Origin of the sequence: Oceanispirochaeta sp. M1, from assembly GCF_003346715.1 — a bacterium.
Lineage (GTDB): Bacteria > Spirochaetota > Spirochaetia > DSM-2461 > DSM-2461 > Oceanispirochaeta.
Genome location: NZ_QQPQ01000002.1, coordinates 190613 through 203462 on the forward strand (window position 1 = coordinate 190613; position 12850 = coordinate 203462).

Below are 12850 nucleotides of genomic sequence, written 5' to 3' on the forward strand. Positions count from 1 at the left end.
ATTGTCCCCTACATGGGGGACGAAGAGAAATACTACAGCCTTATTATCGTGGATGATGAGGAAAAGATTCGCAATGGTCTTTCCCGCTTCGGAAACTGGGAAGCCTTAGGATTCAAGATTGCGGCAGTATATGAGGATGGGAAAGAAGCCCTGGAACATCTTGAAAGAGAAAAAGTCGATGCAGTCCTCACGGATGTCTGAAGTGTCAGGTCTGGAACTGGCGGAGCAGATTGCAGCCCATTACCCCGAGACCCATCTGGTAATCATGAGCGGATACAGGGATTTTGACTATGCACAACAGGCTCTCCGGTATGAGGCCTTTGACTATCTTCTTAAACCTATCGAGATCACCCAACTGGCTGAGACATTTGAAAAGTTGGGAAAACGGATACAAGAACAGCAGGAGATGCGACACTTGAAAGGCCTGATTCCCGATATCGAAACCCTTTTCCGAAAAAGACTCCGAGACAACGACTCTGGTATTGATTCAGCCCTTCAGGAACTTCCCCAGAACAGTAGATTAACAGCGGAAGAAACAGCTTTCCTGGCGGGGGGGGAAAAAGAGAAAACAAAGTACACATATTCCATAATTCATAGAGTGCAGCGCTACGTTGAAGAAAATTACCAGCGGGATCTAACCCTCTCGGAAATTGCAGAAACTGTCTTTCTGAGTCCCGTCTACTTCTGCCGCCTCTTCAAAGAATTGACGGGTTTGAATTTTCTTACCTACCTGACAAATCATCGTATGGAAAAGGCCAAGGAACTGCTTGTTACAAATCAGTACAAAATAGGGGAAGTCGGACAGCTGGTTGGTTATAATAATACCAAGTACTTCACAAGAGTTTTCAAGAAGCACTGCGGCGTGACCCCTTCAGACTACATCCACCGAGAGCTTCTGGATGATTAGAGCAGCAAGACAGAGACGGGTTTGGGGGAATATATCCAGATATAAATTCAAAAGTATTTTCGTCCGCAACATCATCACCAATATAGCATTCATCGCCGTTCCTCTTATTCTCATCTCCGGGATTCTTCACTGGAACAGCACACGTATCGTTAAAAATGAAATCAGTGAATTGAGCCGCAACACTTTAATCAGAAACCGTGATCTCTTCGACGCCCTCTTAAAGAAGGCCGATTATGTCAGTGCTACCTTTGCCCTGATGTCAGAAGTATTTCTTTTTACGAACCCCTCGGAAGATTCTGAGAATAACCGACTTGTCGCCCAGGAGGTACTGGACAATCTGAAACCCTTTGTTCTGGCTGATCCCCATATCGATTCTATCTACATCTTCTCGGAGAAGCAAAACCGAATCATAACCTTGAGTGGTGTTTTCATACTGGATGACTTCAGAGATAACAACTGGATGGAATCCTACCGAAACAGTCATGATACCCTCCCCTACCGGATGAACCGAGTTCTCTTTGATGACTACCTTCCGGTCATCTCCGTTATCAAGCCGATAAGAAACCAACCTGGAGGAGAACTCCAGGGAGCTGTGATCATCAACCTATCCCTGGACAACCTGACAGGAACCATTGTTTCTGATGGAAGAAATGAAGAGCTGTCTATTCTTGATAATAACAATAGGATACTTTTCAGTGAAAATTTCAGTCAGATTGGATACCCTCTGGAGTCTTTGTCTCAGGAAAGTGGATTCTCCCAGATGCTTGCCGCCGGGGAGACAGTCCGCTACCTCAAGAAGGGGGGATTGCTTTTGGTAACCACCCCCTCCTCAATGGGGGAAATGACATATATGATGAAGATTCCGCTGGAACATTACGAAGCGAAATTCCATGACGCATGGGTTATGTTTTTTATTCTGCTCCTAGTCTCATTTCTCATATCCCTCACAGCCTCTCTGATTCTGGCTCTGAACAATTACAGACCTATTGACCGATTACTGGAGTTTGTGGATAACCCGCAGAAAGCGGGGGAAACCCTATTTAAATCAGAGGAGATCAAGGAGATTGCTGCCAGCATCCTGACTACAGTTCATCTGAATGAGAACCTTAAGGAAGAGTTGATGGAGCAGCTTTCTCTGGTGGAGAAGACAAGAATATCCGCCCTGCAGGCCCAGATAAATCCTCACTTTCTTTACAATACTCTGGACACCATTCGCTGGGAAGCCATGGAACTGACAGGAGGGGAAAATGAAGTGGGACGGATGCTGGCTGCCCTGGCCAGGCTATTCCGTCTTAGCCTGGAAACCAGCGGTAATACGGTGGCTTTCCGTGACGAGGCGGAACATGCGGCGCTGTTTCTCCGCCTGTTAAATCACCGTTATCCAGACAAATTTGAAATCATCTGGGATATCGATCCGGAACTGAACTGTTACCTTGTACTGAAGCTGTCCCTCCAGCCTATAATTGAAAATGCCTGGATCCATGGAATCAAACCAACCCGTCGCCCTGGTCGAATAACCATAAAGGGCCGTCTACTGAAGGAACGAGTTTTAATTACAGTGGAAGATAACGGGCAGGGACTGATCCCTGAAGAACTTGAACGATTGAACCGGATAATATCCGAGGACCTGGATCTTAATGATCAGCATATCGGATTGAAAAACGTCAATCAGCGGATCAAGCTGGTATTCGGCTCGGATTATGGACTTTCGCTAAAACACCATCCCGGTGGCGGCACCGAAGTAGAGCTATCCTTTCCCCGACGAAAGGAGGGATGAGATCCCGGAATCATCTGAAGAAAACACTATTAGAGTTCCCTGTATTCCTTCAGATTCTTCTCAATATCTTTTCTCAGCTCTTTCACTCCCTGCTTGGTATTCAATTCCTGAACAATAATCTGGAACATCCTCTGACCGATAAACTTATCCATCGATGCATACCACTTGAAATCGGGATCAACATAGCTGCTCTGTATAATTGAATTCAGGAGCGGATAACTGAGGATTTTCATCTCTTCCAGTTCCGCTTGATTCTGACTGTATATATCATTCACTACATGCCTGTTAGCCGGCAGGGTATTGGTCCCGTTCCATACTTCTTTCTGGAAGAGTTCATTATTTGTAAGGAATTTAATGAACTCGAAGGCTTCATCTTTATGCCGGGTGCGGGAACTCATTCCTACCTGCAGGGTATAGAGTTTAGATGAATTCCTACCGTGAGGACCTTCAGGAAGTGGAATGGCTTCCCAGGTGAAGTTCTCATATTTCAGTATTCTGTAAGGATAGGTACCATAAACTTTATATTCTGAGAAATTGAAAATTTTAAAGCCTGCATTCCCATCTTCAAAATCGTTATCACTGATAATTCGCCCCTGATTCAGCTTATTCATCTTTTTCAGGAAATTCAGAGTCTCTGACATCCTGTCATTATCAAATCCGATTCTGGGAGCATCAGGATAAAAGAGGTAACGGTCATTGGTATAAAAGGCATGATGCCAGTCATATCCATAAATTCCGAAAGTATCGGGGATGCTGTCATTGTCCGTATCTTTTGTAAGGAGGCGGCATATTTCATAGAACTGATCCCAATTCCAGTGTTCCCGGTCTATTTCAATGTTATTACGGGATAGGAGAGTCTTATTCACGATCATAAAGGAGGGTACTAGAGAGATGGGGAGAGAGTATTGATTTCCGTTAAAAACCCCCGCTTCCAGAGCCCGCGGGTAGTAAGCCTCTTCATTAAAATCCGGATCTTTCTCAATATAGTGATTCAGATTCTGCAGCAGATCGATAGATGCATAAGTATTGAAGTCTTCTTCAACTAGAAGAAAAACATCAGGTTCTTTTCCTTTGAGGACCAGTTGTGCCAGCCACTCCGAGTAATGATTGTACATTGTTCCTGTTTTATATTTGATACGGATATTTTTATGAGCTGGATCTGCCAAATACATTTCTGCAGCCTTATCATAGATCGCATAAGCAAAATTCTGGGGGATTCCCCAACTGTTCCCGGAGTAGATGGCCATTTCAATTACAACCGGGCCCGCAATGTATTGGTAGATCAGTATAAAGATGGACAGAATCAGTATGGCTGCCGCGGTTTTAATAATCCGGAGTCTATTTTTTCCCATGAAAACTCTTCAGCATGATACCGGATTGGATGGCGAAAATTGCGATTTGGGTACGATCACGCAAATTCAACTTTTTTAATATGATACTGATATTATTTCGAATTGTTCCCTCAGAAAAATGGATCTCATTTACGATCTCCTTATTGGAGTATCCTCTCCCGATCAACTGAATTATTCTTAACTCTGTCTCCGTCAGATTATCAATTTCATCCTGCTTATCATCAACAAAGAAAGACTTTGCCATTTCCCCGAAAATACTGAAGACCTTTTGAGCTGTTTCCGGTTCAATCGAGGCTCCGCCTTTGTAGACTGTTTCAATACTGTTTATTAAATCGACTTTGGAAATCCCTTTCAGTAGAAAGCCGTCCGCACCGCTTTTCAGGGAGTTGTAGATGTACTCTTCACTATCAAATGTTGTAAGCATAATGATTTTGATAAAATCATTTTTCTCTTTTATAATATTCACACATTCAATACCGTTAAGTTCTGGCATTCGTATATCCATAAGAATGATGTCAGGCTTTAATTCAAGTGCTTTATGAACTGTCACTCTACCGTTTTCTGCCAGCCCTACCACCTCAAATCGATCATCCGAGTTAATAAGCAGCTCCAGGCTATCACGCATGATCTCCTGGTCATCGGCAATTAATACTCTTATCATTTTAAAGTTTCACTCCTTAAAGGTAGATGGGCTATGGTTATAAAACCGGAACCCTGATCAGAAATAAAGCGGATGGAACCTCCGAGCATACTGACTTGTTCCTCCATATGTGAAATCCCAAAATTTTTAACAATAAAGGAACAACCTTTTCCATCGTCAGTAATCCGGATCATAAGATTCATTTTCTCAAAAGTCATATCTATATGAATCCTTGAAGCTTTACCATGGCGAATCGAATTTGTTGTGCTCTCCTGAACCAGACGGTACACAGTCAGTTCTTCGTCATGCTGCATAGTTATGATCTCACCCTCAATATTAAGGGTGGCAATCTGTTTGCCCAGGGAATTGATTCCTTCTATCAATTCCTTCACGGATTTAATTAGAGAGGCTTCATCAATCACATCGGATTTAAGCTCTCTCACAGAGCGTCTTATATCCAGCAGTCCCTTATCCGAAACTTTCTTTATTTTGTAGATGTGCTTTGTTAATCCGGGATTGCTCTTGCCTGCGACTTCCATACAGGCTTCCAATCCGGTAGAGATACAGGTTAATGAGTGACCAAGAATGTCATGGATTTCATGAGCCAGTCTGTTTCGTTCCTTCATCCGTCCTGCTTCTTCAAGCTTTTCATTGGCAATATTCAGCTCTTTTATATTCACTTTCAATTTGTTATTTAACTGAATAAACTCTTTATTCTCACGGATTTTACTGTTAATCAGCATATAAAAAAAGATCATAACCAAAATTAGATTTGCCGATTCTAAAAGACTCTTTATCCCATAGAGATAAAACTGATTCGTTAGATTGTAGTAGTTAATGTATTCCTGAAAAGGGAGCATATTCACCTGAACGGTCAATAAATCATAATCAAAAAAGGTGAAGCAACCCAGAGTTATGACAAGCATGATCAGCCGGATCGACAGACCCTGTATTTGAAGGAATAAACCTGCACAGATATAAAGGAAATAACCCTTATAGCTGAAATTAAGAGTATAAGTGATAAGACTGAATATCAGGAGATCCAGTATGTATAAAAGAACTATCTTTGACTGCTGCTGACTGAATACAGTGCTTTTTAAAAAATTTGAAAACCCCAATAATATACAAAGGACAATACTGATTGTGGGGACTTTCCAGGCTATATGAGGTAGGTAACGGGCCATTTCCAAAAAGTCCCTGGCCTGGTAGTCATTACAAATTTTATAGATAGTCATACAGATAGTAAGAGATATAAAAGTAATGATGATAAAATTAAGCCCATATAAGGCTATATATATTTTCTTAACCTGATTTTTCATTTCGACTGTATTATAGCCTGATTCTAATAATTTTTAATAATAGAAACGATTGGATTTATGTCATCTCAAAAATGACATTTGTCACTTATTTTATGACATATTATTCATTGCTCGTTTATTAAAAGCCTCTTATCCTGACTAAGAGTTTAGAGATTGGTACCACTCGAACTCAATGCACTATTACTTTCAACTGGAAAAGGAAAAAGAATGAAAAAATTACTGGCATCTTGTCTTATTTTAATTATTGCTGTCTCTGCTGTTATGGCAAACGGACAGACAGAAGAAAAATCTGGATACACATTCGGTTATACCTGTATGACGATGAACAATCCATTTTTTATTGCTCTTGAAGGGTCAATCCGAGAAACCGTTGAAGCTAACGGAGACCGTCTGATTACAATGGATCCTGCCATGGATGTTGCAAAACAGATTAACCAGATTGATGACCTGATTGTACAGGGAATTGATGCTATCTACCTGAATCCCGTTGACTGGGAAGGTGTAAGACCAGCTCTGGTTGCCCTGGAAAAAGCAGGGATTCCTATTATTAACTTTGATGCAGAAGTGAAAGACATAAAATATGTTACCTCCTATGCAGGATCTGACAATAATAATGCCGGATTTGTCTGTGGACAGGATCTTGTTGCAAGATTCCCCGACGGTGGTAATATCGTCGTTCTCGATTCTCCTACAATGAACTCTATCAATGACCGTATTTCCGGATTTATGAACGCCATTGATGGAAAAGGATTTAATATCGTTGCACAGCAGGATGGTAAGGGAGATCTCCCCACATCTATGGAAATCATGGATGATATTCTCCAGGCTCACAGCGACATCATTGCCATCATGGGAGGAAATGATCCTACCGCACTGGGTGCTCTGGCTGCCTGTAAGTCTGCCAATAGAACTGACATACTTATATATGGAGTTGATGGTTCACCCGAAGCCAAATCTGAAATTGCTTCGGGCAGTCAGTTTGTAGGTTCCGGAGCTCAATCTCCTATTTCCATCGGTTTGGAATCTGTAAAACTGTCTTACCAGATCCTTAAAGGTGAGTCATATGAAACTCGTGTTCCTGTTAAAACATTCCTGATCAATGAAGAGAATGTTGGCGAGTACGGAACTGACGGCTGGCAGTAAGCTCAGTCCTGATAAAATCGTAATTGTTTTAATCCTGCCCCGACGGGCAGGGTTCTTTATTAATTCATAAATGAAAAGAGGCAGGAAGTTTGAGCACGCAAACACTACTCGAAATGAAAAATATTCGGAAACAGTTTCCCGGAGTGCTGGCTCTCAATGACGTATGTCTTGATGTCCGGTCCGGGGAAGTCCATGCTCTATTGGGTGAAAACGGGGCCGGAAAATCTACTCTTATAAAAGTACTAGGGGGAATTTATATCCCCGAAGAGGGAGAAATTCTTATTCAGGGCAAAAAAGCCCATATTGCAAATGTTCATGACTCCCAGACCTGCGGTGTCAGTGTTATCCATCAGGAACTGGTTCTGGTTCCCCAAATGACTGTGGCAGAAAACATTTTCCTTGGACGGGAACCGATGAAAAACGGTGTTGTTCATAAACAGAAAATGAATAGTCACACAGCAGAATTACTGCAGGATTTTGATCTGGAGATCTCTCCGGATTCCCTGATAGAAGAACTGACAATTGCCCAGCAGCAGATGGTGGAGATTACGAAAGCCCTCTCCTTTAATTCTCAGATACTCGTAATGGATGAGCCCACATCATCCCTTTCGGATAAAGAAGTTTCTTTTCTTTTTGAAACTATCCGGAAATTGAAGAAACAGGGCGTAGGGATCATTTATATCTCCCACCGAATGTCTGAGCTCAAGGAAATCAGCGACAGAGTAACTGTCATGCGGGATGGAGAGTATATCGGCACAGTTGTTACAAAAGAAACTAATAATGATGCACTCATATCCATGATGGTGGGTCGTCAATTAACAAATTATTACACAAGAACTTTTATGGAAGAAAAAGAAAAAATCCTGGAAGTTCGAAATTTGAGTGCCGGGACCCTGCTGAAAGATATCAGTTTTGATCTTCATAAAGGTGAAATTCTCGGGTTTGCAGGATTAGTCGGTGCGGGTAGAAGCGAAGTGATGAAGTGCCTTTTTGGACTGGATACATTTACGGAGGGTGAAATTCTCCTGGATGGTAATACAATCCAGATTCGTAATCCCGGAGACGCTATGAATTACGGATTTGCTCTGGTTCCGGAGAGCCGGAAAGAAGAAGCATTGTTTATGGCACAAAGTGTCAAATTCAATACATCCATTAAAGTTCTAAAGGATTTTATTAAGGGAATTTTTGTAAATGAAAGCAAGGAAGAGGAGATAGCTGAGACCTATATTCAAAAAATGTCTATAAAGACCCCTTCTTCCCGACAGATAATTGAGAACCTCTCCGGAGGCAATCAGCAGAAAGTAGTTATAGCCCGTTGGCTGGCAACAAATCCCCGGATTCTCATCCTGGATGAACCTACCAGAGGTGTTGATGTGGGGGCTAAAGCAGAAATCTACAGAATTATGAATGAACTAGCCCTTCAGGGTATGGCAATTATCATGATTTCCTCAGAACTTCCAGAAGTTATTAATATGAGTGACCGGGTTATTGTCATGTGCAACGGAACAATTACCGGAAGCCTGACACATGATGAAATGGATCAGGAAAAAATAATGTATATGGCTACGTTGCATGAGGCAGATAAAAGTAACAAGGAGGAGATCCATGAGTAATAGCTATGCTAAAACCATTAGCTTAAAACAGAATAAATACAGTATTTCCAGAAGCGGTATCGTTCAGTTTATCCGAGAAAATATGGGGATACTGATTGGGTTGACCCTGCTATGTGTGATACTGGCGTTTCAGTCGCCTGTATTCCTCTCAAAAAATAACGTATTGAATGTGTTAAGACAGGTTGCAACAAACCTTTATATAGCCTGTGCTATGACAATGATCATTATATTAGGCGGCATCGATCTGTCTGTCGGTTCGATAATAGCTTTATCGGGAGTAGTCACCGGAGGGATGATGGCCTTTGACGGAGCCTCTCTGGTTTTTGCTGTAATATGTGGTCTGGCTGTCGGTCTGCTTGTGGGAGGGTTTAACGGCTATGTTATATCTACCACAACCATTCCTCCCTTTATTGTAACACTTGCTACCATGAATATTGCCCGGGGAGCTGCCTATGTCTATACAGGCGGTCAGCCTATTCGTGTTATGTCGGATAGCTTCAATTTTATTGGTGCCGGTTATCTTGGAGAAATCCCCATGCCGATTATTTACCTGGTGGCGATTGTGCTTCTTTCAGTTTTTATAATGAGTAAATCCAAACTGGGACGTCATATATATGCAGTGGGTGGAAACCATCAGGCCGCACTGTTTTCAGGAATAAAAACAAAACGAGTCACATTCTTTGCCTACACTTTTTCAGGCTTGATGGCCGCCATTGCCGGAATAGTTCTGGCATCCCGCATGTTTTCCGGGCAGCCGACAGCTGGACAGGGTGCGGAAATGGATGCAATAGCAGCTGTTGTATTAGGCGGAACAAGCATGAGTGGAGGAGCCGGAAAAATCGGCGGTACCGTCATTGGTGCCCTGGTTATCGGTGTGCTCAGCAATGGTCTGAATCTGATGGGGATAAACTCTTTCTGGCAGTACATTGTGAAGGGTGTTGTTATTTTGATTGCTGTTTACGTGGATTGTTTTAAGAAAAAAACAAAGTAGTTATTTTCGATCCCAAAGCTGATTTATTACAATTATCAGAGGGAGAGTAAAGACTCTCCCTCTTCAATAGATTCCCTCCGAAGCCGAAGCAGTTCCGGAGGGAATCCTGTCAATCAAACCAGAGAAGAGACTTATCCGTATCCGGATCAAAGAACTGAAAAGCCTTGTTATTGAAATCAATCCCGATAATATTGCCGCTGCGATGATTTTCTTTCGGATCCGCAAGTATTGAGATATCCGTATCCCCTATTCTGCATTGTAAAAGATCATCTCGTCCCATTGGCTCTACTAATAGAATCTCGGCTTTTATTTCCGATTGAGAATTGAAGCTGATATCCTCCGGGCGGATTCCGAGCACAATATTCTTCCCCCCCTTACCCGGAGTTCTTGAAGAGTCCAGATTCAGAGAAAATTGGTCATTCAATGCGTATCTGCTGTCTCCTTCTGAGCGCAGTTCCATATTGAATAGATTCATTGGCGGATTGCCCACAAACTGGGCAATAAATCTGGTACGTGGTTTTTCATGCAGCTCAAGGGGAGGCATAAAAGCCTGCAGTTTACCATCTTTCATCACTGCGACACGATCAGCCATTGTCATGGCTTCAACCTGATCATGGGTGACATAGATACTTGTAATACCCAGGTCTCTCTGCAGTCTTTTGATTTCGCTGCGCATGGTAATCCTCAACCGGGCATCCAGGTTTGAAAGGGGCTCATCAAACAAAAGAAGCTCCGGTTTCTTAATCAAAGCCCTTCCCAGAGCGACTCTCTGCTGCTGCCCTCCCGAGAGCTGGCCGGGCTTTCTTTTCAGCAAGTGACCTATACCGAGCAAACCGGCCACTCGGTCGACCTCGCGAATCATCTCTTTTTTCGGTTTTTTTTGCAGTTTCATTGAGAATGCAATATTCTCAAAAACTGACATGTGGGGATAAAGAGCATAGCTTTGAAATACCATCCCGATATTACGATCTTTAGGCTGCAGTTTATTAACCAGGCGGTCTCCGAACAGGATCTCTCCGCCGTCGGGCTTATAGATTCCTGCGGTCATGAGCAATGTTGTTGTCTTTCCACAGCCCGATGGCCCCAGAAATGCCACAAACTCACCGTCCTTTATATCTAGATTCATTTTATCAACGGCAGTTTCTGTGCCGAATTTTTTTGTAAGATTCTGAAGTGTTACGTCCATTAGTGTTGCTCCTTAAACGCCGCCATGGCTGCCGCCACTGAAGATTTTCATAAGATATTTTTGTGTAAATGAGTAAAAAAGCAGAATAGGTATCAGCTGAAACAATCCTATTGCTGCCAATACGCCATATTGAATCGAAACAGTATCACTGCTCATCATTGCGTTCAGATAGGTTGAAAGGACGGCCTTATTACCTTTCGTCAGAAAAGTATAGGGGATCAGAAATGAACTCCATCCTGTCATAAACGAGAAGATCGAAAGAGCGGCCAGTCCCGGTTTAATCTGCGGTATCATTATCTGCCACCAGCATCTCCATCGAGAACAGCCGTCTATCAGAGCAGCACGTTCCAGATCCCAGGAGACACCATCAAAAAAACCTTTCATCAGCCATATTCCCAGGGGGAGCTGCAGAGCAATACTGACTAAAACGACACCCCCTATCGTATTGTATCCAAAGAGCATTCCCAGAAAGGGTATTCCCGAGATAAATCGGAGAACAAAATAGATGGCAATCAGAAGGGTTACACTTGGAAAAGCATGCAATATAAGGGTCATGGAAAGAAATGTTTTTCTTCCTTTGAAATTAACCCTGGAGAGAGCATATCCTGCCAGAGATGAGATAAGTAATACTCCCATCGTCAGAAAAGTGGCCATCAGAAATGTATTCGCTGTAATAAGCCAGATATCCGGCTCGCCTAAAAAGGCCCAGTTTTTCAGTGTCAAACCACCAAAATTGCCATTTATATCTACCGGTTTCAAACCATAAGTACGTTCAGAAAAAGTAGAAATGAAGAGCCACAGATACCCAAGTATGATCGGAGCTGTAAAAATTATCAGAGTAAGCACCGAGAGCCAGGTAAAATTATCTTTTTTTAATTTCATCAGATTCCCCTAGAGCTCGTCAATTTTTGGCTCTTGCACCAGAGCGTCAAATTTAAAGTATTTCATGTATACGACACCTAAGAGGGTACCGACCAGAACCAATACGGCAGCCAGAGCTGCACCGAAACCATATTGGAAATTACCCCAATAGTTATTCAGAGCCTTGTGATAGGACCATAGAGACCAGACTTCTGTATTGAAATTCCCATCTGTCAGTATCATGATGTACTCAAAAGAAGTCAGCAGAGACAGAGTCTGATAAGTGACAACAAAGAGCAGAGGCCAACGAAGCTGAGGAATAATAATATGTCTGATCCTCTGTACATAAGATGCCCCGTCTACCAGTGAAGAGACCATAATATCCTGAGGGATTGCTTCAATCGCAGAGGAAAAAATTATCATACCGAAGGAAGCGCCGATATAGCCGTTTATCAGAATGATAAACAAAAATGCATATTCGGGAACCCAGTTTGAAGTGGACAAACCGAAGGGTATTCTAAAGAGCTGATTGATTACACCATATGGTGCATCTGCAGCCAGCATGGACCACATCAGCACGTAAACAACCGGCGGTGTGATTCGGGGCAAGAGCCAGGCAGCCCTGAAAAAACCACCGATACTTTTTTTCAGATGATTTGTAATAATGGCTATTAAAAGCCCCAGTCCTACATTGAAAAAAATCAATGTGATTGAGACATACTTCAAAGTTGCAATGAAATTAGTGATTGAATCGGGATGCTGGGCTATTTTAATATAATTTTTAAAGCCCACCCACTTCCATGCGGAAAAACCTGTTACTGAACTCATATCAGTTGTAGAAATACCGATCGTCATAATAACAGGGATAAAGAAAAAAGTGATAACCAGTACGATGGCCGGCATCATAAACCACAGGCCTATCAGATTCCGTTTTTCTTTTTCCAATTTTGACCTCCTTTACTTCAATATTCATACTCCGGGGGAGTAAAATCAATAATAAGAAAAATCCCTCCGATTCCCAGTTGAATGGAAACAGGAGGGATTTCAAAACTTTACATTAA

General features: G+C 42.3%; 11 protein-coding genes and 1 pseudogene. 6 read left to right on the forward strand and 6 right to left on the reverse strand.

The genetic code is table 11. The features are described 5' to 3' along the window. Positions 1-12: 12 nt before the first annotated feature. The 3 genes and pseudogenes from DV872_RS26900 to DV872_RS02015 form a co-directional block, all read left to right on the forward strand. Positions 13-307: pseudogene (locus DV872_RS26900) on the forward strand (response regulator); the annotation flags it as partial. 99 nt (positions 308-406) lie between these two features. Continuing rightward, positions 407-907 carry a helix-turn-helix transcriptional regulator gene (locus DV872_RS02010; protein WP_230391402.1) on the forward strand — a complete coding sequence of 167 codons (501 nt, stop codon included), beginning with the start codon at positions 407-409 and terminating at the stop codon, positions 905-907. Further along, positions 900-2684: a sensor histidine kinase gene (locus DV872_RS02015; protein WP_114628165.1), complete on the forward strand. Its 1785-nt coding sequence runs from the start codon at positions 900-902 to the stop codon at positions 2682-2684. The genes DV872_RS02010 and DV872_RS02015 overlap by 8 nt, the downstream gene beginning before the upstream one ends. A gap of 29 nt (positions 2685-2713) precedes the next feature. Here the strand turns inward: DV872_RS02015 and DV872_RS02020 are convergent, their stop codons facing one another. The 3 genes from DV872_RS02020 to DV872_RS02030 are packed head-to-tail and all read right to left on the reverse strand — an operon-like array spanning position 2714 to position 5995. Next, positions 2714-4036 carry an ABC transporter substrate-binding protein gene (locus DV872_RS02020; protein WP_114628166.1) on the reverse strand — a complete coding sequence of 441 codons (1323 nt, stop codon included), beginning with the start codon at positions 4034-4036 and terminating at the stop codon, positions 2714-2716. Then, entirely contained in the window at positions 4023-4697 is a 675-nt protein-coding gene (locus tag DV872_RS02025) for a response regulator transcription factor (protein WP_114628167.1), read from the reverse strand. The genes DV872_RS02020 and DV872_RS02025 overlap by 14 nt, the downstream gene beginning before the upstream one ends. Beyond that, complete coding sequence (locus DV872_RS02030; RefSeq protein WP_114628168.1) at positions 4694-5995, reverse strand: sensor histidine kinase; 1302 nt, start codon at positions 5993-5995, stop codon at positions 4694-4696. The genes DV872_RS02025 and DV872_RS02030 overlap by 4 nt, the downstream gene beginning before the upstream one ends. 207 nt (positions 5996-6202) lie before the next feature. On the opposite strand from DV872_RS02030, the gene DV872_RS02035 reads away from it, so the two are divergent. The 3 genes from DV872_RS02035 to DV872_RS02045 all read left to right on the forward strand — a co-directional run bounded on the left by DV872_RS02035 (position 6203) and on the right by DV872_RS02045 (position 9742). Then, positions 6203-7138 carry a sugar ABC transporter substrate-binding protein gene (locus tag DV872_RS02035; RefSeq protein ID WP_114628169.1) on the forward strand — a complete coding sequence of 312 codons (936 nt, stop codon included), beginning with the start codon at positions 6203-6205 and terminating at the stop codon, positions 7136-7138. Positions 7139-7251: 113 nt separating this feature from the next. Then, positions 7252-8751 (forward strand): sugar ABC transporter ATP-binding protein, encoded by a 1500-nt coding sequence (locus tag DV872_RS02040; protein WP_230391397.1) that lies wholly within the window; start codon positions 7252-7254, stop codon positions 8749-8751. After that, positions 8744-9742, forward strand: a complete 999-nt coding sequence (locus tag DV872_RS02045; protein ID WP_114628171.1) for an ABC transporter permease — start codon at positions 8744-8746, stop codon at positions 9740-9742. Before DV872_RS02040 ends, DV872_RS02045 begins: the two co-directional genes overlap by 8 nt. Positions 9743-9851: 109 nt before the next feature. Here the strand turns inward: DV872_RS02045 and DV872_RS02050 are convergent, their stop codons facing one another. The 3 genes from DV872_RS02050 to DV872_RS02060 are packed head-to-tail and all read right to left on the reverse strand — an operon-like array spanning position 9852 to position 12734. Next, the gene (locus DV872_RS02050) at positions 9852-10928 is read right to left on the reverse strand and encodes an ABC transporter ATP-binding protein (protein WP_114628172.1); all 1077 of its coding nucleotides are present in this window, start codon (positions 10926-10928) and stop codon (positions 9852-9854) included. Between the two features lie 12 nt (positions 10929-10940). Further along, the gene (locus tag DV872_RS02055; RefSeq protein ID WP_114628173.1) at positions 10941-11810 is read right to left on the reverse strand and encodes a carbohydrate ABC transporter permease; all 870 of its coding nucleotides are present in this window, start codon (positions 11808-11810) and stop codon (positions 10941-10943) included. Between the two features lie 9 nt (positions 11811-11819). Next, on the reverse strand, positions 11820-12734 hold the full coding sequence (locus DV872_RS02060) for a carbohydrate ABC transporter permease (RefSeq protein ID WP_114628174.1): 915 nt from the start codon (positions 12732-12734) through the stop codon (positions 11820-11822). Between the last annotated feature and the right edge of the window lie 116 nt (positions 12735-12850).

What these genes read in the sequence shown, in the direction of transcription:
- DV872_RS02030 (WP_114628168.1), bottom strand. Translation starts at nt 5,995, where the DNA reads ATGAAAAATCAGGTTAAGAAAATATATATAGCCTTATATGGGCTTAAT.
- DV872_RS02040 (WP_230391397.1), top strand. Translation starts at nt 7,252, where the DNA reads ATGAAAAATATTCGGAAACAGTTTCCCGGAGTGCTGGCTCTCAATGAC.
- DV872_RS02025 (WP_114628167.1), bottom strand. Translation starts at nt 4,697, where the DNA reads ATGATAAGAGTATTAATTGCCGATGACCAGGAGATCATGCGTGATAGC.
- DV872_RS02055 (WP_114628173.1), bottom strand. Translation starts at nt 11,810, where the DNA reads ATGAAATTAAAAAAAGATAATTTTACCTGGCTCTCGGTGCTTACTCTG.
- DV872_RS02010 (WP_230391402.1), top strand. Translation starts at nt 407, where the DNA reads ATGCGACACTTGAAAGGCCTGATTCCCGATATCGAAACCCTTTTCCGA.
- DV872_RS02015 (WP_114628165.1), top strand. Translation starts at nt 900, where the DNA reads ATGATTAGAGCAGCAAGACAGAGACGGGTTTGGGGGAATATATCCAGA.
- DV872_RS02050 (WP_114628172.1), bottom strand. Translation starts at nt 10,928, where the DNA reads ATGGACGTAACACTTCAGAATCTTACAAAAAAATTCGGCACAGAAACT.
- DV872_RS02020 (WP_114628166.1), bottom strand. Translation starts at nt 4,036, where the DNA reads ATGGGAAAAAATAGACTCCGGATTATTAAAACCGCGGCAGCCATACTG.
- DV872_RS02045 (WP_114628171.1), top strand. Translation starts at nt 8,744, where the DNA reads ATGAGTAATAGCTATGCTAAAACCATTAGCTTAAAACAGAATAAATAC.
- DV872_RS02035 (WP_114628169.1), top strand. Translation starts at nt 6,203, where the DNA reads ATGAAAAAATTACTGGCATCTTGTCTTATTTTAATTATTGCTGTCTCT.